The 24,872-nt window shown below is 70.9% G+C and carries 19 protein-coding genes and 1 pseudogene; 12 read left to right on the top strand and 8 right to left on the bottom strand.

From position 1 onward, the window contains the following. The first annotated feature begins 44 nt into the window (after window positions 1-44). From BLV72_RS24045 to BLV72_RS24035, 3 genes and pseudogenes are all read left to right on the top strand, one after another. A complete protein-coding gene (locus BLV72_RS24045) occupies window positions 45-1,052 on the top strand; it encodes a chitinase (protein ID WP_093464764.1) in 1,008 nt (335 codons plus the stop codon). A 172-nt stretch (window positions 1,053-1,224) separates the two neighbouring features. Beyond that, window positions 1,225-2,600, top strand: a pseudogene (locus BLV72_RS24040) (extracellular solute-binding protein). Between the two features lie 8 nt (window positions 2,601-2,608). Further along, entirely contained in the window at window positions 2,609-3,526 is a 918-nt protein-coding gene (locus BLV72_RS24035) for a carbohydrate ABC transporter permease (protein WP_093464762.1), read from the top strand. A 489-nt stretch (window positions 3,527-4,015) separates the two neighbouring features. Here the strand turns inward: BLV72_RS24035 and BLV72_RS24030 are convergent, their stop codons facing one another. Further along, the gene (locus BLV72_RS24030) at window positions 4,016-4,213 is read right to left on the bottom strand and encodes a DUF397 domain-containing protein (RefSeq protein ID WP_093464761.1); all 198 of its coding nucleotides are present in this window, start codon (window positions 4,211-4,213) and stop codon (window positions 4,016-4,018) included. A gap of 4 nt (window positions 4,214-4,217) precedes the next feature. Beyond that, window positions 4,218-5,099 (bottom strand): helix-turn-helix domain-containing protein, encoded by an 882-nt coding sequence (locus BLV72_RS24025; RefSeq protein WP_093464759.1) that lies wholly within the window; start codon window positions 5,097-5,099, stop codon window positions 4,218-4,220. Window positions 5,100-5,292: 193 nt separating this feature from the next. Between BLV72_RS24025 and BLV72_RS24020 the strand changes: the two genes are divergently transcribed. From BLV72_RS24020 to BLV72_RS24010, 3 genes are read left to right on the top strand one after another with little or no spacing between them, the layout of a single operon-like run. Beyond that, complete coding sequence (locus BLV72_RS24020) at window positions 5,293-5,751, top strand: ATP-binding protein (RefSeq protein ID WP_093464758.1); 459 nt, start codon at window positions 5,293-5,295, stop codon at window positions 5,749-5,751. Window positions 5,752-5,808: 57 nt separating this feature from the next. Further along, entirely contained in the window at window positions 5,809-6,417 is a 609-nt protein-coding gene (locus BLV72_RS24015) for an acyl-CoA-like ligand-binding transcription factor (protein ID WP_093464756.1), read from the top strand. Between the two features lie 24 nt (window positions 6,418-6,441). After that, the gene (locus BLV72_RS24010; protein WP_093464755.1) at window positions 6,442-7,896 is read left to right on the top strand and encodes an FAD-dependent monooxygenase; all 1,455 of its coding nucleotides are present in this window, start codon (window positions 6,442-6,444) and stop codon (window positions 7,894-7,896) included. Window positions 7,897-8,006: 110 nt separating this feature from the next. On the opposite strand, the gene BLV72_RS24005 is transcribed toward BLV72_RS24010, so the two are convergent. Together BLV72_RS24005 and BLV72_RS24000 are read right to left on the bottom strand one after the other, a co-directional pair. Next, complete coding sequence (locus BLV72_RS24005) at window positions 8,007-8,207, bottom strand: SCO3870 family protein (RefSeq protein WP_093464753.1); 201 nt, start codon at window positions 8,205-8,207, stop codon at window positions 8,007-8,009. A 134-nt stretch (window positions 8,208-8,341) separates the two neighbouring features. Then, on the bottom strand, window positions 8,342-9,127 hold the full coding sequence (locus BLV72_RS24000) for a methyltransferase domain-containing protein (protein WP_093464752.1): 786 nt from the start codon (window positions 9,125-9,127) through the stop codon (window positions 8,342-8,344). 169 nt (window positions 9,128-9,296) lie between these two features. Here BLV72_RS24000 and BLV72_RS23995 point away from each other — a divergent pair, with 169 nt between their 5' ends. From BLV72_RS23995 to BLV72_RS23985, 3 genes are all read left to right on the top strand, one after another. Further along, window positions 9,297-11,429, top strand: a complete 2,133-nt coding sequence (locus BLV72_RS23995; protein ID WP_093464751.1) for a bifunctional polysaccharide deacetylase/glycosyltransferase family 2 protein — start codon at window positions 9,297-9,299, stop codon at window positions 11,427-11,429. 97 nt (window positions 11,430-11,526) lie between these two features. After that, window positions 11,527-12,816: an LCP family protein gene (locus tag BLV72_RS23990; RefSeq protein WP_093464749.1), complete on the top strand. Its 1,290-nt coding sequence runs from the start codon at window positions 11,527-11,529 to the stop codon at window positions 12,814-12,816. A gap of 146 nt (window positions 12,817-12,962) precedes the next feature. Then, entirely contained in the window at window positions 12,963-13,856 is an 894-nt protein-coding gene (locus BLV72_RS23985; protein ID WP_425288390.1) for a carbohydrate ABC transporter permease, read from the top strand. Between the two features lie 976 nt (window positions 13,857-14,832). Here BLV72_RS23985 and BLV72_RS48035 read toward each other — a convergent pair. The 4 genes from BLV72_RS48035 to BLV72_RS23965 form a co-directional block, all read right to left on the bottom strand. Then, entirely contained in the window at window positions 14,833-16,005 is a 1,173-nt protein-coding gene (locus BLV72_RS48035; RefSeq protein WP_093464748.1) for a hypothetical protein, read from the bottom strand. Further along, the gene (locus tag BLV72_RS23975; RefSeq protein ID WP_093464746.1) at window positions 15,996-17,324 is read right to left on the bottom strand and encodes a hypothetical protein; all 1,329 of its coding nucleotides are present in this window, start codon (window positions 17,322-17,324) and stop codon (window positions 15,996-15,998) included. Before BLV72_RS23975 ends, BLV72_RS48035 begins: the two co-directional genes overlap by 10 nt. Before the next feature lie 90 nt (window positions 17,325-17,414). Further along, window positions 17,415-18,584 (bottom strand): XRE family transcriptional regulator, encoded by a 1,170-nt coding sequence (locus tag BLV72_RS23970; protein ID WP_093464745.1) that lies wholly within the window; start codon window positions 18,582-18,584, stop codon window positions 17,415-17,417. Window positions 18,585-18,841: 257 nt separating this feature from the next. Beyond that, a complete protein-coding gene (locus BLV72_RS23965; protein WP_059147632.1) occupies window positions 18,842-19,867 on the bottom strand; it encodes a 6-phosphofructokinase in 1,026 nt (341 codons plus the stop codon). A gap of 209 nt (window positions 19,868-20,076) precedes the next feature. Here BLV72_RS23965 and pta point away from each other — a divergent pair, with 209 nt between their 5' ends. The 3 genes from pta to pyk all read left to right on the top strand — a co-directional run bounded on the left by pta (window position 20,077) and on the right by pyk (window position 24,818). Beyond that, a complete protein-coding gene (gene pta, locus BLV72_RS23960; protein ID WP_093470512.1) occupies window positions 20,077-22,176 on the top strand; it encodes a phosphate acetyltransferase in 2,100 nt (699 codons plus the stop codon). Then, window positions 22,173-23,318 (top strand): acetate kinase, encoded by a 1,146-nt coding sequence (locus tag BLV72_RS23955; RefSeq protein WP_093464744.1) that lies wholly within the window; start codon window positions 22,173-22,175, stop codon window positions 23,316-23,318. The genes pta and BLV72_RS23955 overlap by 4 nt, the downstream gene beginning before the upstream one ends. Before the next feature lie 72 nt (window positions 23,319-23,390). After that, complete coding sequence (gene pyk / locus BLV72_RS23950) at window positions 23,391-24,818, top strand: pyruvate kinase (protein ID WP_093464742.1); 1,428 nt, start codon at window positions 23,391-23,393, stop codon at window positions 24,816-24,818. Window positions 24,819-24,872: the final 54 nt, after the last annotated feature.

The following is a 24,872-nucleotide window of genomic DNA, read 5'->3' as shown; positions in this document are numbered from 1 at the left end:
TCGCTCGACCCCCTCCCACCCCCCACCAGGAGGCTCTGTCAGCCATGCCTCGAACCCGGCATCACCGCAGACTCGCCCTCGCCGCCGCCGTCGGCATGCTCGCCGCGGGCGTCACCACGGCGGCCACCGCGCAAGCGGCGCCGCAGCACACCGCCACCGCCGCCGCGCCCAGCGGGCTCAACGGGCCCTACCTCTACCTGGGCTGGGGCTCCCCGCCCAAGGCCACGGACGTCATGTCGGCGACCGGCACCACGCAGTTCACGATGGCGTTCATGCTCTCCGACGGCGGCTGCAACCCCAAGTGGGACGGCTCCCGCGCACTCACCGGCGGCAACGACCAGTCGACGATCAACTCCATCCGCTCGGCGGGCGGCGATGTCACCGTCTCCTTCGGTGGCTGGAGCGGTAACAAGCTGGGCGAGAAGTGCTCCTCCGCCTCCGCGCTCGCCGGCGCGTACCAGAAGGTCATCGACGCCTACCAGCTCAAGTCGATCGACATCGACATCGAAGCGAGCGAGTTCGAGAACGCGACGGTCCGCCAGCGCGTGGTCGACGCGCTCAAGACGGTCAAGCAGAAGAACAGCGGCATCAAGGTGTACGTCACCTTCGGCACCACCACGACCGGCCCCGACGCCAACGGCAAGGACCTGGTCAAGCGCGGCGCCACCGCCGGGCTCGACGTGGACGGCTGGGCGGTCATGCCGTTCGACTTCGGCCAGGGCTCCCTCGACATGGCGGGGGCCACCAAGTCGGCGGTGGACGGTCTGAAGAACACCGTGGCGAGCGCGTACGGCCTCTCCTCCGACGCCGCCTACCGCAAGGTCGGCTTCTCCTCGATGAACGGCAAGACCGACGTCGCGGGCGAGACCATATCCCTGAACAACTTCAAGGACATGGTGTCCTACGCCAAGAGCCACCACCTGGCCCGCGTCAGCTTCTGGTCGCTCAACCGCGACCGCAAGTGCGGCTCCGGCACCGACGGCGACGCCTGCAGCGGGATCGACCAGGGCACGTACGACTTCACCAAGGTGCTCGCGGGGTACAACGGCTGAGTCCGGCTGCCACCGGCTGAGCCACGCCCCCGTACGCCCGGGGCGTACGGGGGCGTACACCCGCGGCGGCGTTCGATCAAGTGACGATCCAGGTCACGGGGATTGACCTTCCGTTGAAGCCGACCTTACGGTCAGCGCGCAGCCCACAGAGGCCAGCAAGGAGGTCGTGCCCGTGCGCCCCACCGCCCCACTGATCCTCGCCGCCACCCTCGCCGCCACCGCAGGACTCACATCCTGCGGTGGCGGTTCGGGCAGCGACCCGGACACCGTCAAGGTCGTCTACAACCGCTCCACGGACAACAAGATCCGCTTCAAGGACAACCATCTGGCCGAGGTGAAGAAGCAGTTCGAGAAGGCCAACCCCGGCAAGAAGGTCAAGCTGGTTCCGATCCAGGCGCAGGACAACGACTACGCCACCAAGGTCCAGCAGATGATGCGGTCCCCAAGACCGCACCCGACCTGGTCTACGAGGACACCTTCCGGATCAACTCGGACATCAAGGCGGGCTATCTGCGCCCCCTCGATACCTATCTGGCCAAGTGGAAGACCTGGGACCAGTTCGTCGACACCGCGAAGGCGGCGGCCAAGGCCGAGGACGGCAAGACGTACGGCGTCCCGGACGGCACCGACACCCGCGGCCTCTGGTTCAACAAGAAGATCTTCGCCAAGGCCGGACTGCCGGCCGACTGGTCGCCCAAGAACTGGGACGACATCCTCAAGGCGGCGCGCACGATCAAGCAGAAGGTCCCCGGCGTCACCCCGCTCAACACCTACACCGGCAAGGCCCCGGGCGAGACCTCCGTGATGCAGAGCTTCGAGATGCTGCTGTACGGCACCGGCGAGGCGGGCGGGCACCCGCTCTACGACCCCGGCGCCAAGAAGTGGGTCACCGGCGGCAAGGGTTTCCAGGACGCGCTGAGCTTCCTCAAGACCGTCTACTCCGAGAAGCTCGGCCCGGACATCTCCGACGCCCTCGATCCCAACGTCGGCACGACCGTCTTCAGCGAATGGCTCCCCGAGGGCAAGCTGGCCATCGCCCTCGACGGCTCCTGGCTGGGCCAGAACTGGCTGAAGACCGGCGGCAAGCCGTGGCCCGAGTGGTCCAAGACGCTCGGCCAGGCCCCGATGCCCACCCAGAACGGGCAGGCGCCCGGCAAGGTCAGCATGTCCGGCGGCTGGACGTGGGCGATCACCGCCAAGTCCAAGAACCCCGATCTGGCCTGGAAGTTCATCCAGCAGCTCCAGACCAAGGACAACGCGGTCACCTGGGACATCGTCGACGCCCAGATCGCGGTCCGTAAGGACGTCGCGCAGGACCCGAAGTACACCTCCTCCATGCCCGGGATCACCTTCTTCACGGGCCTGGTGAAGTACACCCACTACCGCCCCACCACCCCCGTCTATCCCCAGGTCTCCACGGCGATCGGCGAGGCCATGGAGGCGGCGACCACGGGCGACGCCTCACCGGAGAAGGCCGCGAAGTCCTACGACGACCAGCTCACATCCATCGCCGACGGCGCCACGGTGGCGGCGAGCGGCCAGGGCTGAGGGCCCCGATGGCAACCGTGACCAAAGTGGCGGCGGCCCCGACGGAGACCCCGGCCCGCCCGGGCCCCCGTCGCGGCCGCCCCCTGCGCTGGCTCCCGCTCGCCCCCGCCACCGTCATGCTGCTGCTCTTCCTCGGTGGCCCCATCGCGTACTGCGTCTATATCGCCTTCACCAATATGCAGCTCACGGGCGCGTCCTCCACGGACTTCGTGGGGCTGGACAACTTCCGGCGCGCCTTCGGGGACGACGACTTCCGCAACGCCGTCGTCCTCACCCTCGTCTTCACCCTGCTCTCCTCCCTCGTCGGCCAGAACACCCTGGGCCTGGCCCTCGCCGCTCTGATGCAGCGCGCCTCCCGCCCGGTGCGGACCCTGACCGGCGCGATCGTCATCGCGGCCTGGGTCGTCCCCGAGATCGTGGCGGGCTTCCTGCTGTACGCGTTCTTCCGCCGCGAGGGCACGCTCAACGCCCTGCTGGACTGGCTGGGCCTGCCGTCCCAGAACTGGCTCTACACCCTGCCCATCCTCGCCGTGTCCTTCGCCAACGTCTGGCGCGGCACGGCCTTCTCGATGCTCGTCTACTCCGCCGCCCTGTCCGAGATCCCCAAGGAGATCACCGAGGCGGCGGAGGTCGACGGCGCCGGCGGGCTGAGCCGCTTCTGGCACATCACCCTGCCGATGATCCGCCGCTCCATCGGCACCAATCTGATGCTGAACACCTTGCAGACGCTGTCGGTGTTCGGCCTCATCTGGGCGATGACCCGAGGCGGCCCGGGAAACCGCAGCCAGACGCTCCCGGTCTTCATGTACGACCAGGCGTTCAACAAGTCCCTCATCGGTTACGGCACGGCGGTGGCGCTGCTGTTGCTGCTGGTGGGAGCCCTGTTCTCGCTGGTGTATCTGAGGCTGATGCGCGAGGAGGTCTGAGCCCTCACTCTGAACTCCGTCCCGAACCCCGCCGGGGCGATGGACCCGGCCGGATCCCCAGGGGCGGTTTCCACGCCGGTGGGGGCTTCCGCCTCGGTGGCCACGCCTTCCGTCCGCACGCCGAGGCCGGACCCGGGGGCCGCGAGCGCGGCCCCCGTCAGCACCGCCGCGACCAGCAGGGCGCACACCGCCGCCGCGGCGCTCATCGACGGTCCGGTGCCCGACGCCGGGCTGATGTCCCTGTCTGTGATCACACCCTCAACTGTCCGCGGAGACGGCCGCGTTCCCATGACGTACGTCACCCCGCCGCCTCCGCGTCCGATCGGCCACGGACAGGCGGTCGGCCACGGACAGCCGGTCGTCCACGGGCAGGCGGTCAGCCGCTGGTGCGCGTGCGCCGGCGGTGGGCCTTCTGCCGGCACGCCGCCCCGCAGAACCGCGCGGGGCGGCCCGCGCGGCTGATTGCGGTCGCCGGGCAGCGGGCCACGCTCACCGTCCTTGTGGGAGGTGGCCCTCGGCGAGGGCGGCATGGAAGTCCGCCCAGGTGGCGGGGGTGAACCTGAGTATCGGACCGGCGGGGTTCTTGGAGTCACGTATCGCTACGACGCCCTGCACGTTCGTGGCTACCTCAACACACTCCTGCGTTCCATTGCTGTAGCTCGACTTGCGGAAATCGAAGGTCGTCATGAGCTCACAGTTTCTTGATCAGCGCCCCGATGAAGGTGCGGGACTGGGCCTCGGAGAGCGCAATCTTCGCAGTCTCATCGAACAGTTTTGCGTGCTGCGCGGCGCCATCGCCACCCTCCACCCACATTTCGGATAGCGGCAGCTCCATGTAGACCACGTCCATGGCTCCGGGCTCGGCGAATGAGAGGACGTTGAAGGAGCCCGTGAGCCCCGCGACGAGTCCGGCACTGAACGGGAGTACCTGGATGGTGACGTTCGGCCGCTCGCCCCAGTCGAGGAGGGCCGACAACTGCTCACGCGCCATCTCGGGTTCGGCGCCGGGAATGCGCAGCGCCGCTTCCGGAACGATGGCCCAGAGGGAGAGTGGCGACTCACCCGAAAGCCTGCGCTGCCGCGCGGCTCGGGCGGCAGCGAACTCCTCCACGCGGTCCGGATGCTCATCCGGCACGGTCACTCGGCGCACTGATCGTGCGTAGCCAACGGTCTGGAGCAGGCCCGGGATGAAAGAAACCTGCCACGCCTTGATCGCGGTGGCAGCATTCTCCAGCGGCACGTACTCCTTCATCGTGCCGGTGAACGCGGCCTCGTTCCACCAACCCTTCGCCTTACGGCGTTCCCGGTCGATGCGCGCCAGTTCCAGCAGCGCGCCCACCGTCGCAGGGTCGTTGGCGCCGTACAACGCGCACAGGGCGCGGATGTCCGGGTCCCGGACGGGAACCCACCCGCCCTCCATCTTGGCGACCTTGCCCGTCGAAGCGCTGAGCGCCTTCGCCGCATGCGTCTGCGTCAGGCCCGCTCGGGCCCGGAGGCTCATCAGCTCGGCGCCCAGTCTCCTCCCCAAGACGCTTGATGTGCTGTTCCCTTGGGTGGACTGACCCTCTGTCACCGCTTACCTCTCCTCCGTGATGTGACGCCAGTCTGGAGCGTAGCGAAGCACCCCGCAAGGCAGATCGGTTGAATTTTCCTCAGTGGAGTTGAACCGATCACACCGACGGGGCTACGGTCCGTAATGAACCGCTCACACAGGGACGTCAGTTGGCGGACGGACTCCGCCCTGCCCTGCCCACTGGAGGTACGCGATGGCATTCGCGCCCCAAGACCCCCGGATCCCGGACCCCAGCGACCCCGTCGTCGACGAGGGCCGCGTCGACTACGTCCCGACACCGATAAGCGTGACCAGGGCCCGCCGGCACGCCACCCGACTGATCTCCGAGTGGGGGCACCCCGCATTCGCCGACGACGCCGCGCTCATCGTGTCCGAGCTGGCCACCAACGCCGTGCGGCACGCCCGCATCCCCGGGCGGCTGTTCCGGGTCCAGCTCACCCTCACCAAGACCCGCTTACGCATCGCCGTATCCGACCCCCGGGGCGAGCGACTCCCCCGCCCCCGCCATCCGTCGCCCCGCGACAGGCACGGCCGTGGCCTGCCCATCGTCCGTACGCTCGCCGCACGTTGGGGCGTGCGGGAGCGGACCGTAGGCAAGGAGATCTGGGCCGAGCTCGACCTGACCGGCTCACCGACCCAAACCGAGCCCTAACAAAAGCTGCGTGCCCCGCAGATTTGCGGAGCGCGCAAAAATTGCTACTCTCATCGCATGGGACTGCGAGAGCGCAAGAAGGCCCAGACGCACGCGGCGCTGAGCTGGGCCGCGATCCGGCTGACCGTGGAGCGGGGGTTCGACAAGGTCAAGGTGGAGGACATCGCCGAGGCGGCCGGTGTCTCGCCGCGTACGTTCAACAACTACTTCTCGAGCAAGGCCGAGGCGATCGCGTTCCGCCATCTCGATCGCTTTCTGCGCATCGCGGAGGCGCTGCGCGAGCGGCCGGACGAGCCGCTGTGGGACGCGATCACCGACTCCGTACTGCTGCAGTTCGCTGCGGACGCGGAGTCGGTGGCCCATCCCCCCGCCGCCGACGTGGCGCAGTGGACGGCCGGTGTGCGCGTGATGGTCGCCGAACCGGCCCTGCGTGGCGAGATGCTCCGCGCCGGAGCGATCGCCGAGGCCGAGATCGCGGCGGCCATCGCCGAACGCACCGGCGGCGACCTCGATCAGGACCTGTACCCGCACCTCGTCGCGTCGGCGGTGGTGGCCGCCGTACACACCGCCATCGCCCACCATCTCCGCACCAATCCGCCCGTGCCGGTGCGCCCCCTGCTCATGGACGCCCTCGCCCGGTTCGCGACGGGCCTGTCCACCCCATAAACCATCTGCCCCGAAGGGGAATTCATGATCGAGGTCGTCATCGCAGGCGCGGGGCCCAACGGCCTGATGCTCGCCTGCGAACTCGCCCTGGCCGGTGTGCGCCCGGTCGTCCTGGAACGCCTCACCGAACCCACCGACACACAGCGTGCGAACGGCCTCGTGGGCCAGGTCATCCGCATGCTCGACCGGCGCGGGCTGTACGAGCGGCTGGCCACACCCGGCACCACGCCCACACCGGCGCCCCGTTTCACCTTCGGCGCGTTCCCGCTCGACCTGAGCGATCTGCCGGACAACCCGCTGTACACACTGCTGGTGCCACAGCTCCGGATCGAGCGGATGCTCACCGAGCGCGCGGCGGAGCTGGGCGTCGACATCCGGCGCGGCCACGAGGTCATCGGGCTGACGCAGGGCGAGAAGTCGGTGACGGTCGAGCTGCGCGAGGGGGTGCCGATCGAGGCGGAGTTCCTGGTCGGCGCGGACGGCGGGCGCAGCACGGTCCGCAAGCTCACGGGCATCGACTTTCCCGGCGTGACCAGCGACGACTCGGTGTCGCGCACCGGACATGTGAGCGTGCCCGCAGACCTGATCGGCCCGGACGGCAGCCTCACCGTGCCCGGTTTCGGCGCCATCCCGCCGTTCCAGCATCTGCGCACCGAGCACGGGCTGATCGCCTGGGCACCGTCCCCGGACGGCGACCCGAAGCTGACCACCGTGGAATGGGGGCAGCCCCCCGAGGGCGAGGCATCGCTGGACGAACTGCGGGCCGGCGCCCGCCGGGTGCTCGGCACGGACATCACCCTCGACCCGCCGACCGGGCCGGGACCACACCTGATGCGGCGGCTGTTCGGCGGCAACACCAGGATCGCCGAGCGCTACCGCGCGGGCCGTGTCCTGCTGCTCGGCGACGCCGCGCATGTGCACTCGGCGATCGGCGGCCCGGGGCTCAACCTGGGCCTCCAGGACGCGGTCAACCTCGGCTGGAAGCTGGCGGCGGAAGTCCGCGGCCACGCGGCGGAGGGGCTACTCGACACATACGAGTCGGAACGACATCCGGCGGCGCGGCGAGTCGCCATGCACACGCAGGCGCAGTCGCTGCTGATCCAGCCGGGCGGCGAGGTGACGGCGCTGCGCGAACTGTTCGGCGAACTGCTCGACCAGCCCGCGACCCGGCAGCACATCGCGGGGCTGCTCGCCGGCGCGGACATCACGTACGACATGGGCCCGGCGACCGGCCCGCTCGTCGGCCACTGGGCCCCGGACCTCCCGGGCCTGCGCGACCTGACCCGCACCGCGCGCCCTCTCCTCCTGGACCCCACCGCCACTCTCGACCCGGGCCCCTGGTCACCCCACGTGGACACCGCGCCCGCCCCCGGCCTGGACACCGCCCTACTCCTGCGGCCCGACTGCTACATCGCCTGGCAGGGCACGACGAACGACGGCTTGCACGAGGCCCTGGCGACCTGGTTCCGGGCCGCCTGAGCGACGGGCCGCGGTGGCTGCCAGGGCGCGTGCCGAATCGACACGCGCCAAGGGCCACAAAGAACCGCGCGGGCGCCAGGGCATCAGCCTGGCGCCCGCACACGCGGTACTCAGTTCGCGTGCGGCCGACCGTCTCGGACCCATGTCACCACGACCAGAGCCGCGGTGACGTACATCAGGACGCTGAAGGTGCCTACGGATTCGACGTACTGCTCGTAGCCGTCTGCGCGCAGCTGAAGCGCGAGGGAACCGAGCGCGGTCCCAAGCGCTGCCGTAGTGGCGGCCATGGCGACGAACGGGGCCTTCGTCATGGGTACTTCCTCCAAGCCACGAGACGATTGATCAATGCTGAGGCTACACGCATGTGCGATATCACTGCCGGAAGCGGTTGTGGACGGCCGGGCGTCCGAACTCCCGACGAGGGCGCCGCGCAACCACCCGTCGGCTATGCCTCCGCCACCACCACGTACAGCGTCGCCGAGGCGAAGAACGGGCGGTGGGCGAGGTGGTGCAGCCAGACGGCCGCCTGGTACTCGCTGAGGTAACCGGCCTCGACGGCGCGGCGGGTGGTGCGCTCGAATCCGAAGACCCGGTCCGCCGCGCGGACATCGCGGAAGACCTGGGTGACCGGAATGACCTCCGGCACGCGGAACCCGGCGTCGGTGGCGAGACGGGCGAGCTGGCGGCCGATGGCGGCGTTGCGGATCACCTGCTCGGTGATATGGCGGGTGTAGGCGCGGGAGAGCGACGGGTGGGGGTGGTCGACGGCGAGGGTGTCCCAGTCGGGCTCGCCCATCACCAGCCGCCCGCCCGGCCGCAGCACCCGGTGGAACTCGGCCAGGGCCCGCGCCGGGTCGTCCACATGCTGCAGCACCCGGTCGGTGCAGGCACGGTCCACCGCGGCGTCGTCCAGGGGGAGGGCGTGGACATCGCCCCGCCGCAGCTCGACGCACCGATGCGCGGCGGTGCGCGCCGCCGCCGCGTCCAGCATCTCCTGGTCGCGATCGACCCCGATGACCGTACCGCCGGGGCCGACCGCCTCGGTGAGGGCGGGAAGATCGGCGCCGGGGCCGCAGCCCGCGTCCAGGACGGCCAGCCCGGCCCGCAGATCGAGCGCGTCCAGCAGCCGCCCCTTGTAGTCGCGTCCGGCGTCGCTCGCGGCGAACCGGATGAGGTAGTCGGCGGACGCGGGCCTGGTGGTCTCGAAGACGGACGCATCGGCAGAGGTCATGGGCGTCAGTCAAGCAGAGCCGCCTCGCGGAGGCGGCCGCTTCCGAGCGCGCACCACGGATCCCACTACGTGATGCGGCGGCGCGGCGGAGGGCGACCCGGGAATTCTTATCCATTCGCGCTGCATCGCCGGACCCGCTCCGCGCCCCGCAACTACCGTGCGACCAACCATGTTTGAGGGCAACCGGTCGAAAAAACGCCAGGAATCCAGCCATGTGGCCCGAGGGGGCCGGCACAAGCGGTCCCGTGACCCGCGCGCGCACTGGCTGCTTCTGCTCCTCGTCCTTCCCGTCATGTTCGGCCTGCTGATGTTCCAGGGCTGGACCACCCATGAGGTCGACGCGGCGAAGGCGCGGCGCCCCTGCGCCAGCCCGGTGCCCCGGGCCCTGGCCGACGGTGGGCCGGTGGTGCAGATCAACGGCGATCAGGTGCGGACCGTGGGCATGCCCGCCGGAACCGTCGCGCTCACCTACGACGGCGGGCCCGACCCCGCCCAGACCCCCCGTCTGCTGGACCTGCTGCGCAGATACGACGCGCGGGCCACGTTCTTCGTCTCCGGCGCCAAGGCCGCGCAGTACCCCGACCTCGTACGCCGGATCCGCGCCGAGGGCCATGAGCTCGGGTCGAACACCTACACCGGCGCCGACATGGGCACCGCCTCCCCCGGCCGCTCCCGGATGGAGCTGTCCCTCACCGAGTCGGCGCTGGCGGGTTCCGTGGGGGTCCAGCCGAGGCTGCTGCGGCTGCCGCTGACCACCGATGTGGACACGCTGTGCGGCGACGAGTGGCAGGCCGCGCGGCGGGTCGCCGCGGAGGGGTACGCGCTGGTGGCCGCCGACCGGTCGGCCAAGAAGCCCGCGCAGGGGGTGGTCCGGCAGTTCAGCCAGACCGACACCGCGTATCAGGAGACCGAGAAGCTGCTGAAGGACCCACGGGCGAAGAGGTTCACCACGGTGACCGGCGGGCTCGGCGTGCCCCCGGTCGACGTGCCGGTCTCCGGCCTCGAACGCTGGGAGGGCAAGGCGCTGATCCGGGTCGCGGCCATCGGCCGTGGCTTTGTGTCCACCATGACCTGGGTGCTGGGGATCGCCGGGGCGCTGGGGGTGCTGCGGCTGCTGATGCTCGTGTTGTTCGCCCGCACCCATGTCCGGCGGCTCACCCGCTTCCGGCCCGGCGCGCCCTGGCTGCGCGAGGTCAACGAGCCGGTGACGGTGCTCATCCCCGCGTACAACGAGGAGGCGGGCATCGAGGCCACCATCCGGTCGCTGCTGGCCTCCACCCATCAGCGCCTGCAGATCGTCGTGATCGACGACGGCTCGACGGACCGTACGGCCGATATCGCCGCGAGCGTCGACGACCCCCGGGTGCTGGTGGTCCGCCGGCCCAACGCGGGCAAGGCCGCCGCCCTCAACACCGGGCTGGCCCACACCCGGCACGACATCGTGGTGATGGTCGACGCCGACACCGTCTTCGAACCGGACGCCGTCCACCAGCTCATCCAGCCCCTCGCCCACCCGGCCATCGGCGCGGTCAGCGGCAACACCAAGGTCGGCAACCGGCGCAGTCTGCTGGGCCGGTGGCAGCATCTGGAGTACGTCTTCGGGTTCAACCTCGACCGGCGGATGTTCGAGGTGCTGGAGTGCATGCCCACCGTGCCCGGCGCGATCGGGGCCTTCCGGCGGGACGCGCTGATGGGCGTCGGCGGCGTCAGCGAGGACACCCTCGCCGAGGACACCGACCTGACGATGGCGCTGTGGCGGGCGGGCTGGCGGGTGGTGTACGAGGAAACCGCCGTCGCCTGGACCGAGGTGCCCACCTCCCTGCGCCAGCTCTGGCGCCAGCGCTACCGCTGGGGATACGGCACCCTCCAGGCCATGTGGAAGCACCGCCGCGCGGTGGTCTCCCTGGGCTCGGTCGGGCGGTTCGGCCGCCGGGGGCTCAGCTATCTCACGCTCTTCCAGGTGCTGCTGCCCCTGCTGGCGCCCGTGATCGACCTCTTCGCGCTGTACGGTGCGCTCTTCCTGGACCCGGGGCAGGCGGCCGGGGTGTGGTTGGGCTATCTCGCGATCCAGATGGTCTGCGCCGGGTACGCGCTGCGGCTGGACGGTGAGCGGATGCGGGCGCTGTGGTCGCTGCCGTTCCAGCTCTTCGTCTACCGGCAGTTGATGTATCTGGTGGTCATCCAGTCCGTGGTGGCCCTTCTGCTCGGGACGCGGCTGCGGTGGCACCGCATCCAGCGTTCGGGAACGGCCGCCCAGGCGCTGGGCGAGGCGCCGGCGTACCGGAGCCTGACATCGAAGTGACGTACGGCGACCGGGTCCGCGTTCAACGCCGGACCGAAGTTGTCATAGCTCTATGAAGCGACGGCGGGCGCCTCCGGCCGCTGGGCAGACTGCGCCCATGAGCGATCGGTTGGACGGGTGGGCCGCCGCGAACCGGCCGTCGGGGCGGGCCTGGGACATCTCCACGGCGGAGACGCAGAGCATCCCCGTGCAGGGCACCCCCGGGCAGGGCACTCCCGTGCAGGGGGCCACCCAGGGCATGCCCGCGCAGGGAGCCCCAGGCGTCCCGACGAAACCCGCCCCGTACCGCAGGGGCGAGGAGACCCTGGCCACCCCCGCACTCACCCCCACACCCGAACCCGACCCCACCCTCACCTCCACCCCCACCGTCCGGCGCCGCGCCCCCAAGGAGCCGCTCAGCCGGCGCCGCCGGATCACCCGGCTGGCCATCGTGACCGCCTCCGCGCTGCTCCTCGCCTCCGGCAGCGCCTACGTCTGGGCCGACACCCAGCTCAACCGCGAGGTCGACCTCGGCAAATCACCGGACCGCCCACCGCCCGGCAAGGGCACCAACTACCTCATCGTGGGGTCCGACAGCCGGGAGGGCCTCTCCGAGCAGGCCAGGAAGAACCTGCGCACCGGCTCGGCCGAGGGCCGCCGCACCGACTCGATGATGGTGCTGCACACCGGCTCCAACGGCACCACGATGATGAGCCTGCCGCGCGACTCCTGGGTGACCGTCCCGGGGTTCCTCCGCCCCGACACCGGCAAGACCTTCGCCCCGTCCCGGAACAAGCTGAACGCGGCGTACTCGATGGGCGGCCCCGATCTCCTCGTCTCGACCATCGAGCGCAACACGGGGCTGCGCATCGACCACTACGCGGAGATCGGCTTCTCCGGGTTCGTGGATGTCGTGGACGCGGTCGGCGGCGTACGGATGTGCGTGGACCGCGACATCAAGGACCCCAAATCCGGGCTGGACCTGCAAAAGGGCTGCCACACCCTCGACGGCGCCAAGGCGCTCGCCTTCGTCCGCCAGCGCAAGCAGGAGGCCAAGGGCGACCTGGGCCGCACCCAGAACCAGCAGAAGTTCCTGGCAGCCCTCGCCGACAAGGCCGCCACACCGGGCGTCCTGGCCAACCCGTTCGCGGCCTTCCCGACCGTACGCGCGGGCCTGGACACGCTCATCGTCGACAAGGACATGGGCCTGCGGAACCTGATGTCCCTGTTCGAGGCGATGAAGGGCGTCACCTCGGGCAACGGCAGGCAGCTCAACGTCCCGGTGTCCAACCCCAACCTCCGGACCTCCAAGGGCAGCGCCGTGCAGTGGAACGAGACGCAGGCGAGGCGCCTCTTCGACCAGCTACGGAACGACCAGCCGGTGACGATCGCCCCGCCGGCACCGTAAGGAGACGCCGCAAGCACACACACGCCGTAAGCACACGCCGTAGGTCGAGCGAACCGCGCACGCGTCTTCCCCAACACGAGCCGCAACCGGTTTCATGGACGGCACGCTGATCGACTGCGCTCGCAAGCGCGCGAGGAGGTCCGAGGTTGTCCACGCTCTCCGCCCGCCCCGCCCGCCCATGGCCCGGCTCCGCCACGTCCCGCCCGCGCCCCCGCTGGTCCCCGAGCAGGCGCCGCCGACTGGCCGCCGACGCCGCGCTGCTGCTCATCGCGGCCGCGTTTCTGCTCCCGCTCGCCTGGCTGGTCCTGGCCTCCATCGACAGCGACGCCACCCTGCGGGTCTCGGCGCCCGGCTCGCCCACGCTGGACAACTTCTCGGCGGTGTGGACGGACGAGATCACCTTCACGCCGATGCTCAACAGCCTGCTCCTGTGCGGCGGCGCCACCATCCTGACCGTCGCCTGCGCCGCGCTGGCCGCCTATCCCCTCTCCCGCTTCCGCTCCCGCGTCGTGCGCCCGTATCTGCTGGCGGTGCTCTTCACCACCTGTCTGCCGATCACCGCGATCATGGTTCCGGTCTACGGACTCTTCGTCCAGGTGGACCTCATCGACACCATGTCCGGCACGGCGCTCTTCCTCGCCGCCTCCCAGCTCCCCTTCGCCGTCTGGCTGATGAAGAACTTCATGGACGGCGTGCCGGTGATCCTGGAAGAGGCCGCCTGGACCGACGGCGCCTCCTGGCTGCAGAGCCTGACCCGGGTCATCCTGCCGCTGATGGGCCCGGGCATCACGGTGGTGATGATCTACAGCTTCATCATGATGTGGGGCAACTTCTTCGTCCCCTTCATGCTCCTGCTCTCCCCCGAACAACTCCCCGCCTCAGTCTCGATCTTCACCTTCTTCGGCAACTACGGCCAGGTCGTCTACGGCCAGCTGGCCGCCTTCTCGATCCTCTACTCCACGCCCGTGCTCCTGCTCTACGTCCTGATCTCCCGCCGCCTGGGCGGCGGCTTCGCCCTGGGCGGCGCCGTCAAGGGATGACGGCGGCGCCGCGGCTACGGGGTGCCCGGCGGTACGTCTTCCCCTCCCCGCCCCTTCCCGATACCAGAGGCTCCGCCCCTGGACCCCAGAAGCGGAGCCCGCCACGCGGCGGAGCCGCCATATCGATGCCCCGGCAAGGGGTGGGGAGCCGAGATGCCCGCCCGCCCATTCCCGCTACCGGAGGGGGCTGGGGCAGAGCCTCAGTTACGGGGAAGGGCTCGGAAGAGACCCCAGGCGCGGAGCCCGCCACACGACGGAACCGCCATATCGATGCCCCCGGCAGGGGGCAGGAGGCCAGATGCCCGCCCATTCCCGCCACCGGGGGGCTGAGGCAGAGCCCCAGGCACGGGAAAAGGCGCGGAGGGACCCCCAGAGGCGGAACCCGCCACGCGGCCGAGCCGCCACATCGACGCCCCGGCAACGGGCAAGGAGGCCAGATGCCCGCCCATTCCCGCCACCGGGAGCTGAGGCAGAGCCCCAGGCACGGGAAAAGGCGGCGAGGGACCCCCAGAGGCGGAACCCGCCACGCGGCCGAGCCGCCACATCGACGCCCCGGCAACGGGCAAGGAGGCCAGATGCCCGCCCATTCCCGCCACCGGGAGCTGAGGCAGAGCCCCAGGCACGGGAAAAGGCGGCGAGGGACCCCCAGAGGCGGAACCCGCCACGCGGCCGAGCCGCCACATCGACGCCCCGGCAACGGGCAGGAAGGCCAGATGCCCGCCCATTCCCGCTACCGGAGGCCTGAGGCAGAGCCCCAGGCACGGGAAAGGGCGCGGAGGGACCTCAGAGGCGGAGCCCGCCACGCGGCGGAGCCGCCGTGTCGATGCCCCGGCAACGGGCAGGGAGGCCAGATGCCGCCCGCCCGTTCCCGCCCCGGGGGCTGGGGCGGAGCCCCAGTTGCGGGAAGGGGCGGGGAGGGGAACAGCCCGCCGCAGGCGGCACAGTCCGCCGGACGTCCCCGATCCGACCCCGTGGTTCAGCCCTTGGGCAGGCTCGGCGCCGCGCAGCCATGGTGTTGGGCCGAGGCGGTGGCGAAAGCCGCCAGGGCTGCGCGTTCGTAGGCGAGGTCGGGGCGGCGGCGGGTTTCGCCGTCGGCGTCGGCGGCGCGGATGAGGTAGAGGGCGGACTCGGCGCCGCGCGGGCAGGTGGCGCCGGCCCAGTAGGCGCTCTGGCCGAGCCGCCCGGCGGGCTTTTCGGCGGGGGTCACGTTCTCGTAGTCGTAGTCCCGGGTGTACTGGGAGCGGGCGTCCTCCGCGTACGGGCCGTAGTACGCCTCAAGGCGGTAGAGCGGTGAGCCTTCCCGCGTGCCGAGGACGCAGCTCTCGCGCGGTGCGCGGTCGCGGGCGGTCTCGCGGGCCGTGGAGACGGCGGAGCGGGAGGCGGTGGGGACGGCCGCGCAGGTGCCCTTGGCGCCGAGCAGCGGTTCGTACTCGTCCTCGTTCACCGGCAGGCCGACGCTGCGGAGGGGTGTGCCCAGGCGGGCGCCGCAGCCCCAGTGGTCGTTGGCCGCCTCGGCGGTGGCGGTGGCGGTGCGGACGAAGTCGGGGCGGGTGGCGGGGTCGTCGAGGGTGGTGGCGCCGCGCAACGCGGTCTCGACGGTGATCAGCAGGCTGTCGCCGCGCCGGGCGCAGTCGAGGAACACGGCGGTGGTGGCCGTACCGTCCTCGGCGTCGCCCAGCCGTGCGGTGTCGGTGGCGAAGAGGCCGGACCAGCCGTTGCCGAGGGGGACGGGAAGCGTGTGGCTCGCGGGTACGGCGGCGTAGAGCTCGCCGTATCCGTACTCTGCGCGGGGGCGGGGCGAGCCCGCGATGGTGACGGCGATGTGGCCGGTGCCCTCGGCGGCGATCCGGCAGCGGACGGTCAGGCTGTTGGCCCGCTTGCCGCCGCTTTTGGCTGTCTTGTCGCCGCTTTTGGCCGCCTTGTCGCCGAAGGCGCCCTCGGTGCGGTTGGTCACGTCCAGTGCGGCGTCCTCGCCGAGCACCGCGCGGACCTCGCCGACCGGAAGCACCCCGTCGCACGCCCCGTCCAGCGCCCGGTCCTCGCTGCCCGCGAACCAGACGATCGCTCCGGTGAGGGCGGCCAGCGCCACCACGACGGCCGCCAGGGCCCGGACCCGGCGCCGGGTGAGTGTGGGTCGGGTCAGTGCCACTGCTCCACCTCCCCGAGCACCTTGGTGTCACGGCAGTCCGCCGACGCGGGCCAGCCGTCCTCGGCGTCGAGATAGCGGTCGAGGACCGTACGGGCGGTGGCGGAGAGCCTGGTGCGGTCCTTGCCGCTGATGACAGCGGTCTCGCCGTCCCCGAGCTGGATCTCGGGGAGGACGGCGACCCGGTGGTAGGTGCTGCGGCCGCCGCACACCGACCTTGCCCACAGGGCGAGTTGGGGCCGTCCGGCGTAGGAGGAGACGCGGTCCTCCTGCCGCAGCACACCACGATCGGCGTCCGCCTCGGAACCGGCTTCCGAGGGGCTTTCGCCCTCCTGCGCTCCCCACCCGGGCACATGGCCCTCGCGTTCATAGGAGTTGTAGGCGGACCGGCCGAGGACGCCCGACCAGCTCGCCGCCTCGACCTCGGTGACCTGCCACTCCTTCGGGCGCGGGCGCCGGCCGGCGTTCTTCTCCACGTCCCACTCCCCGGCGCAGGCGCTCAGGCCGGTGGACTCCTGCAGATCGCCGAGGGTGGTCCAGGCGCCGGAGGCGATGCCAGGGAGCGAGGAGCCGTCGATCCACTCGCATTTGCGCAACGCCCGGCCGGGCGCGCCATGGGTCTCGTCCGTGTCCACCACGGTTTTCGGCATCGTGAGCGGGCCGGAGCCGCAGTGCTGGGCCTTGGTGAGGACGTTGGCGACCTGTACGGCGGTACGGAAGCCGAGGAGCGCGGTGGCGCGGTCCGGCTTGCCGCTCCGCGACGTCGCCTCGTCGGAGTCGTCCGCCTCGTCGGCCCCGTTGGTCCCGTCCGTCACCCGGGCCGTCACATACAGATCGGTCGTGGGCCGGACCCGGCCGCCGAGCCCGCCCAGGCAGTCGGTCACCAGCCAGGCTCCCCGCTTCCCGTACTGGCCGGTGGTGCCCGGTGCCACGAAGGTGCCGCGGCCACCGGCCGGTTCCAGGAGGTCCCGGGTCTCGACGGCCTGGGGGACATCGGACACCAGCGCCTCGGCATGGACCGTGACCCCGTAGCCGTCTCCCCACGACAGCGAGCAGTCCAGCAACGAACGGCTCTCCTGCCCCGGGGCGAGCATCGTGCCGTGCTCTCTGAGCTTGCCCGGCCGCTCGTCCCGCACCAGCCGTTCGAGGTCCCCGTACGGCAGGGTGCCGTCACACGCCTTCCTCAACTGGGCCTGGTTGGCGGCGAGATGGCCGCCGCCGCTGTCCCGGGTCGCGAGGACGGTTCCCGCGATCCCCACTACCGCCATCAGTACGACGAGGGGCGTGCGGCGCTGCCACACACGGCCCCATAAACCACGCATCCCGCCCTTAACTCCTTACATCCCCTGACCAGTTCCCCCTTGATCAGGCGGGGACAGTATCAGAGAGGCGGGGGCACGGCGGCGGCGCGGCTATCCCTTCGCGCCGGAGGGCTCCTTCTTCGCCCCGGAGGGCTCCTTCTTCGCCCCGGAGGGCTCCTCTTTCGCCCCGGAGGGCTCCTTCTTCGGCCCGGAAGGCTCCTCCTTCACCCCCGAGCCCACCGGGTCGAAGCGGAAGACCTGTCCCGGGGCGCCGGACCGGCACGGCAGTTGGACCACATGGGCCCAGCGCCGGGTCGTGCCGTCGGGCAGCCCCAGACACTGGCCGGTGTGCGCGGGCCGCAGCCGGAATCCCTTGGTGGGCCGATCGACGGCCTCCAGCCGGAACTCCTCGCCCGCTCCCCTGCTCTCGCAGTAGTCGTCGCCCAGCCAGGCGCCCTCGGCCTTGCTCTGGCCCATGATTCCGGAGCAGCCCAGGCCGTGCTCGGGGTGCAGGGTGGCGATCCGCCACAGCCCGTCGTCCAGGCGCTTGAGCGAGAACGAGGGAAAAACCTCCTCGCACGGCGCCTGATAGACCCAGGCGATCTTGTCCTGGGGACGTTCGGACAGACACAGCGAGGAGTGGACGGCCCGGATCCGGTACTTCCCGGGCGCGGGCGCGGGCGCCGGACCGTCCGAGGAGACCGCCGCGGACCCGCCCTTGCGGCCCAGTCCGTCGCCCTCGCCGCCGCCGTCGTCGTCGCTCGCCCGCCAGACGAGCACGGCCGCCGTCGCGGCCACGGCGGCCGTCGCGGCCACGGCGGCCGTCAGCGCGAGCACGGCACTCGGCATCCGCGTACGGGAGCGCCGGGGGCTCGCCTCGGGCGTACGGGAGGCGGTGGGCACGGTCGGCGGCGCCGGTGAACCGTGCTCAAGTGGCTCGACCGAGGCGGCATCCGCCGCGGCCTCCGCGAGGGGGCCCGCCCCCGGTTCGGCGGCGCGCGTCGCGAGGTCCTTACGGACGGCCAGCCAGACGGTGAGCTCCGCCGGCCCCGCGCCACAGGCCCGTACGAAGGCCGCGACCAGTTCCTCGCGGGGCAGCGTGGTGCGCCCGAGCATATTGGCGATGGTGCTGCGCGGCAGGATGTCCCCGACCGCGTCGGCCCGCGCGGCCAACTCCCGGTAGGTCAGCCGGGACCAGTCCTTGAGCGCCTGCAGCGCGGCGATGAACTCGCGGGCGCTCTGTGCCCGCCGTGGATCCGGAGCCCTGTCGGCATCGGCCATCTACGGTTCTCTCCCCCGCCCCTGTGTCCCGCCCCTGTGTCCCGGGCCTGTCCGGGACTGCTCCGGGGCATGTCCCGGACAAGGGACAGCCTTGTTCACTCCGGCGGTTCGTTCAAGAGTGAACCTCGCCAACGGCGCACGGCCACGGCGGACTTGATCTTCCACGGGGGGATGATCAAGGCCGCCACGGCCGACGAGAGAGCCGACGAGAGGCGAGAGCGCCCTCAACCAGCAGAAGCAAGCAAGCGCCTGACGGCTCAGAAGACCGACTCGGCCTCGTCCATCCGGTCGACCGGAACGGTCTTGAGCTCGGTGACCGCGTTGGCGATCGGCACCATCGTGATGTCCGTGCCGCGCAGCGCGGTCATCATGCCGAAGTCGCCGCGGTGCGCCGCCTCCACGGCGTGCCAGCCGAAGCGGGTGGCCAGCACGCGGTCGTACGCGGTGGGCGTGCCACCGCGCTGCACATGGCCCAGGATGACCGGGCGGGCCTCCTTGCCCAGGCGCCGCTCCAGCTCGGCCGCGAGGCGGTTGCCGATACCGGTGAACCGCTCATGGCCGTACTGGTCGATCGCGCCCTTCTGGTACTCCATGGAGCCCTCGGCCGGGTGCGCGCCCTCGGCGACGCAGATGACGGCGAACTTCTTGCCGCGGGAGAACCGCTCCTCGACCATCTTCACCAGCCCGTCGACCTCGAAGGGCCGCTCCGGCAGGCAGATGCCGTGGGCGCCGCCGGCCATCCCGGACTCCAGCGCGATCCAGCCCGCGTGGCGTCCCATGACCTCGACGACCATGACCCGCTGATGCGATTCGGCGGTGGTCTTCAGCCGGTCCATCGCCTCGGTGGCGACGCCGACGGCGGTGTCGAAGCCGAAGGTGCGGTCGGTGGAGGAGATGTCGTTGTCGATCGTCTTCGGGACGCCGACGATCGGCAGGCCCGCGTCGGAGAGCATCCGCGCGGCGGTCAGGGTGCCCTCGCCGCCGATCGGGATCAGCACGTCTATCCCGTAGTCGCGCGCGTGGTCCTTCGAGGTCTCGCACGCCTCGCGCAGCCGGGCGCGCTCCAGCCGTGAGGAGCCGAGGATGGTGCCACCGCGGGCGAGGATGCCGCTGACGGCGTCGAGGTCCAGCTTGCGGTGACGGCCGTCGAGAAGTCCCTTGAAGCCGTCCTCGAACCCGATCACCTCGTCTCCGTGGCCGGCGACCGCGCGGTGCACCACCGACCGGATCACAGCGTTGAGGCCGGGGCAGTCGCCGCCTGCGGTGAGAACTCCGATGCGCATCGTGCTGTGTCTCCTGCTCCCTACGGGTAGATGTGAGCCAGTCCGATTGTTTCATGGGCGAGGTAGTGCTGTATCCCCCGAGCGGCCAGCGCCTTAATCACGGTCGCAGGTATTGTCAAGAGGACCGGGCCGTTCAATGTGGCCAATTTGTGTCCCATGGGCGCACAAACGGAAAACACCCAAGAACGCCAGAGGAACGGAGAGTGCGCGTGACACGCAGCGTGTACGTGACCGGAGTCGAGCGTGGCGACGGACGCCAGGTCGTGGAGCTGGGGGTGATGGAGCTCCTGACCCGTCATGTCGACCGGGTCGGGGTCTTCCGCCCCCTGGTGCACGACGGCCCCGATCGCCTCTTCGACCTGCTGCGGGCGCGCTACCGGCTCAGCCAGTCGCCGGAGTCGGTCTTCGGCATGACGTATCACGAGGCGGCCACGCTCCAGGCCGAGCGGGGCGCCGACGAGCTGGTCTCGCAGCTCGTCGGCCGCTTCCACGAGGTCGCCGACGCGTATGACTACGTCCTGGTGCTGGGCAGCGACTACGCGGCCACCAGCCTCCCCGACGAGCTGGGGCTGAACGCACGGCTCGCCAATGAATTCGGCGCCTCGGTGATCACGGTCGTCGGCGGGCAGCGGCAGACCGCCGAGTCGGCCGGCGCGGAGGCCCACAACGCCTACCGCGCCTATGAGGCGCAGGGCTGCGATGTGGTCGCGGTGGTCGTCAACCGGGTGGTGCCCGGGGACCGCGAGGCCATCGCCGAGCGGCTGGCCGCCAAGCTGCCGGTCCCCAGCTATGTGCTGCCCGAGGACCCGTCGCTGTCCGCGCCCACCGTCTCCCAGATCGTCCGCACGCTGGGCGCGGAGGTGCTGCTCGGCGATCAGACCGGGCTCTCCCGGGATGTGCGGGACTTCGTCTTCGGCGGCGCGATGCTGCCGAGCTTCCTGCCCGCGCTGACCGAGGGCTGCCTGGTGGTGACGCCCGGGGACCGCGCGGACCTGATCGTGGGCGCGCTGGCCGCGCACAGCGCCGGCTCCCCGCCGATCGCCGGGGTGCTGCTCACCCTGGACGAGCGGCCGGGCCCGGACATCCTGGCGCTGGCCTCGCGGCTGGCCCCGGGGACCCCGGTGGTGTCGGTGGCGGGCGGGTCCTTCCCGACGGCGGCCGAGCTGTTCGCCATCGAGGGCAAGCTCACGGCGAGCGCGCCGCGCAAGGCGGAGACGGCGCTCGGCCTCTTCGAACGGCATGTGGACACCGCCGCGCTGACCGAGCGCATCTCGGTGGGCCGCTCGGCCCGGGTCACCCCGATGATGTTCGAGCGCGAGCTGATCGAGCGGTCCCGGTCCCGGCGCCGCCGGGTGGTGCTGCCCGAGGGCGCGGAGGAGCGGGTGCTGCGCGCCGCCGACGTACTGCTCCGCCGCGATGTGTGCGATCTCACACTGCTGGGCGAGGAGGACGCGATCCGCAAGCGCGCGGCCGAGCTCGGCATCCAGCTCGCCGAGGCGCAGATCGTCGATCCGCAGACCTCCCCGCTGCGCGAGCGCTTCGCCGAGGGGTACGCGAAGCTGCGCGCCCACAAGGGCGTCTCCTACGAGCTGGCGTACGACGTGGTGGCCGACGTCTCCTACTTCGGCACCCTGATGGTCCAGGAGGGCCTGGCCGACGGCATGGTCTCGGGCGCGGTGCACTCCACCGCCGCCACCATCCGGCCCGCCTTCGAGATCATCAAGACCGCCCCGGGCGCCGAGATCGTCTCCTCGGTCTTCTTCATGTGCCTGGCCGACCGGGTGCTGGTCTACGGCGACTGCGCGGTCAACCCGGACCCGGACGCCGAGCAGCTCGCGGACATCGCCATCCAGTCGGCGACGACGGCCGCCCGGTTCGGGGTGGAGCCGAGGATCGCGATGCTGTCGTACTCGACCGGCACCTCGGGCTCCGGCGCGGATGTGGACAAGGTCCGCAAGGCGACCGAGCTGGTCCGCGAGCGCCGCCCCGATCTGCTGGTGGAGGGCCCGATCCAGTACGACGCGGCGGTGGACGCCGCCGTCGCGGCGACCAAACTGCCCGACTCCGAGGTGGCGGGCAACGCCACCGTGCTGATCTTCCCGGACCTGAACACCGGCAACAACACCTACAAGGCCGTGCAGCGCTCGGCGGGCGCCGTCGCGGTCGGCCCGGTGCTGCAGGGTCTGCGCAAGCCGGTGAACGACCTGTCCCGCGGGGCACTCGTCCAGGACATCGTCAACACCGTCTCGATCACCGCCATCCAGGCCCAGTCCCCGGCATCCCCCGCAGAGAAGGCGCAGTCCGCGTGAACGGCTCCCGAGTCCTCGTCCTCAACTCCGGCTCCTCGTCCGTGAAGTACCAGCTTCTGGACATGGCCGACGGGTCCCGGCCCGCCTCCGGCATCGTGGAGCGGATCGGTGAGGGTCCCGTCGCCGACCATGCGGCGGCCCTCAAGCAGGTCGCCGACGAACTGGCGGCCCAGGGGCTGGGCCTCGACTCGCCCGAGCTGGCGGCGGTCGGCCACCGGGTGGTGCACGGCGGCACCCGGTTCACCGAGCCGACCCTGATCACCGATGAGGTGGTCGAGGAGATCGAGAAGCTGATCCCGCTGGCCCCGCTGCACAACCCGGCCAATGTCACCGGGATCAAGGTGGCCCGCGCGCTGCGCCCGGATCTGCCGCAGGTCGCGGTCTTCGACACGGCGTTCCACTCGACCATCCCGGAGGCGGCGGCGCGCTACGCGATCGACGTGGCGACCGCCGACCGATGGGGGGTGCGGCGCTACGGCTTCCACGGCACCTCGCACGCGTATGTCTCCCGGGCCACCGCCGCCCTGCTGGGCAAGGACCCGGCCGAGGTCAACACGATCGTGCTGCACCTGGGCAACGGGGCCAGTGCCTCGGCGGTGCGCGGCGGCGTCTGCGTGGAGACCTCGATGGGGCTGACTCCGCTGGAGGGCCTGGTGATGGGTACCCGCTCGGGCGACATCGACCCGGCGGCGATCTTCCATCTGTCCCGGGTGGGCGGCATGTCGACCGATGAGATCGACACGCTGCTCAACAAGCGCAGCGGGCTGGCCGGGCTGTGCGGGGACAACGACATGCGCGAGATCGGCCGCCGGATGGGCGAGGGCGACCAGGCCGCGCAGCTCGCCTTCGACATCTACATCCACCGACTGCGGAAGTATGTGGGCGCGTACACCGCGGTACTCGGGCGGGTGGACGCCATCGCGTTCACCGCCGGTGTGGGGGAGAACTCCGCGGCGGTACGGGAGGCGGCGATGCGCGACCTCACCGCGTTCGGCATCGAGGTGGACGGCGTCCGCAACGCACTGCGCTCCGCCACGGCGCGGCTGATCTCCACGGAGTCCAGCCGGGTCGCGGTGGCCGTGGTGCCCACCGATGAGGAGCTGGAGATCGCCAGCCAGACGTTCGACCTGGTCAGCGCCTAGCCTCCGGTTCCGGCACCGCTGTGCCCAAGACTGAAAAATTCCGCTCCGAAACAAACCGATAGGATCTGCCTCATGCGCCGTTCCAAAATCGTCTGCACTCTGGGCCCCGCTGTCGACTCCTACGACCAGCTGAAGTCCCTCATCGAGGCCGGGATGAACGTGGCCCGGTTCAACATGAGCCACGGAACCCACCCGGAGCATGAGGAGCGGTACCACCGCGTCCGCAAGGCATCCGAGGAGACCGGGCACGCGGTCGGCGTCCTCGCCGACCTCCAGGGCCCCAAGATCCGTCTGGAGACCTTCAAGGACGGACCCGTGGAGCTGGTCCGCGGGGATGAGTTCATCATCACCACCGAGGACGTGGAAGGTGACCGCACCATCTGCGGCACCACCTACAAGGGGCTGCCGGGCGATGTGTCCAAGGGCGACCAGGTCCTGATCAACGACGGCAATGTCGAGCTGCGGGTCACCGCCGTCGAGGGCTCCCGGGTCCGGACCATCGTCATCGAGGGCGGGGTGATCTCCGACCACAAGGGGATCAACCTGCCGGGTGCGGCGGTCAATGTGCCCGCGCTGTCCGAGAAGGACATCGAGGACCTGAAGTTCGCCCTGCGGATGGGGTGCGACATGGTCGCCCTGTCCTTCGTCCGGGACGCGTCCGACGTCCGGGACGTCCACCGCGTCATGGACGAGGTGGGCCGCCGGGTGCCGGTGATCGCCAAGGTGGAGAAGCCGCAGGCGGTCGCCAATATGACGGACGTCGTCGCGGCCTTCGACGGGGTCATGGTGGCCCGTGGCGACCTCGCGGTGGAGTATCCGCTGGAGAAGGTCCCCATGGTGCAGAAGCGGCTGATCGAGCTCTGCCGCCGCAACGCCAAGCCGGTGATCGTCGCGACCCAGATGATGGAGTCGATGATCACCAACTCCCGGCCGACCCGCGCCGAGGCGTCCGACGTCGCCAACGCGATCCTGGACGGCGCGGACGCCGTGATGCTCTCCGCCGAGTCCTCGGTCGGCTCGTACCCGATCGAGACGGTCAAGACGATGTCCCGGATCGTCCAGGCCGCCGAGCAGGAGCTGCTCTCGCGCGGTCTCCAGCCGCTGGTGCCCGGCAAGAAGCCGCGCACCCAGGGGGGCTCGGTGGCCCGCGCGGCGTGCGAGATCGCCGACTTCCTGGGCGCCAAGTCGCTGGTGGCCTTCACCCAGTCCGGTGACACCGCCCGCCGGCTCTCCCGCTACCGCGCCCAGCAGCCGATTGTGGCCTTCACCACGGACGCGTCCACCCGCAACCAGCTCACCCTGAGCTGGGGCGTGGAGTCCTTCGTGGTGCCCTATGTCGAGCACACCGACGCGATGGTCGACCTGGTCGACGCCGAGCTGCTGAAGCTGGGCCGCTACTCCGCGGGCGACACCATGATCATGACCGCCGGTTCGCCTCCCGGCGTCCCCGGCACCACCAACATGGTCCGGGTGCACCACCTGGGCGGCGCGAGCCGGTAACGCGCCGAACACGACCGTGGGCACCGTCTCCGAGTGGAGGCGGTGCCCACGGTC

This window comes from Streptomyces melanosporofaciens (assembly GCF_900105695.1).
In the GTDB taxonomy this organism is placed as follows: Bacteria; Actinomycetota; Actinomycetes; order Streptomycetales; family Streptomycetaceae; genus Streptomyces; species Streptomyces antimycoticus.
This window is presented reverse-complemented; position numbering and strand designations above follow the sequence as displayed.

What these genes read in the sequence shown, in the direction of transcription:
- BLV72_RS23995 (WP_093464751.1), top strand. Translation starts at nt 9,297, where the DNA reads ATGTTTGAGGGCAACCGGTCGAAAAAACGCCAGGAATCCAGCCATGTG.
- BLV72_RS24010 (WP_093464755.1), top strand. Translation starts at nt 6,442, where the DNA reads ATGATCGAGGTCGTCATCGCAGGCGCGGGGCCCAACGGCCTGATGCTC.
- BLV72_RS23965 (WP_059147632.1), bottom strand. Translation starts at nt 19,867, where the DNA reads ATGCGCATCGGAGTTCTCACCGCAGGCGGCGACTGCCCCGGCCTCAAC.
- BLV72_RS24030 (WP_093464761.1), bottom strand. Translation starts at nt 4,213, where the DNA reads ATGACGACCTTCGATTTCCGCAAGTCGAGCTACAGCAATGGAACGCAG.
- BLV72_RS23970 (WP_093464745.1), bottom strand. Translation starts at nt 18,584, where the DNA reads ATGGCCGATGCCGACAGGGCTCCGGATCCACGGCGGGCACAGAGCGCC.
- pyk (WP_093464742.1), top strand. Translation starts at nt 23,391, where the DNA reads ATGCGCCGTTCCAAAATCGTCTGCACTCTGGGCCCCGCTGTCGACTCC.
- BLV72_RS23975 (WP_093464746.1), bottom strand. Translation starts at nt 17,324, where the DNA reads ATGCGTGGTTTATGGGGCCGTGTGTGGCAGCGCCGCACGCCCCTCGTC.
- BLV72_RS23990 (WP_093464749.1), top strand. Translation starts at nt 11,527, where the DNA reads ATGAGCGATCGGTTGGACGGGTGGGCCGCCGCGAACCGGCCGTCGGGG.
- BLV72_RS24020 (WP_093464758.1), top strand. Translation starts at nt 5,293, where the DNA reads ATGGCATTCGCGCCCCAAGACCCCCGGATCCCGGACCCCAGCGACCCC.
- BLV72_RS24015 (WP_093464756.1), top strand. Translation starts at nt 5,809, where the DNA reads ATGGGACTGCGAGAGCGCAAGAAGGCCCAGACGCACGCGGCGCTGAGC.
- BLV72_RS24035 (WP_093464762.1), top strand. Translation starts at nt 2,609, where the DNA reads ATGGCAACCGTGACCAAAGTGGCGGCGGCCCCGACGGAGACCCCGGCC.
- BLV72_RS24005 (WP_093464753.1), bottom strand. Translation starts at nt 8,207, where the DNA reads ATGACGAAGGCCCCGTTCGTCGCCATGGCCGCCACTACGGCAGCGCTT.
- BLV72_RS24000 (WP_093464752.1), bottom strand. Translation starts at nt 9,127, where the DNA reads ATGACCTCTGCCGATGCGTCCGTCTTCGAGACCACCAGGCCCGCGTCC.
- BLV72_RS24045 (WP_093464764.1), top strand. Translation starts at nt 45, where the DNA reads ATGCCTCGAACCCGGCATCACCGCAGACTCGCCCTCGCCGCCGCCGTC.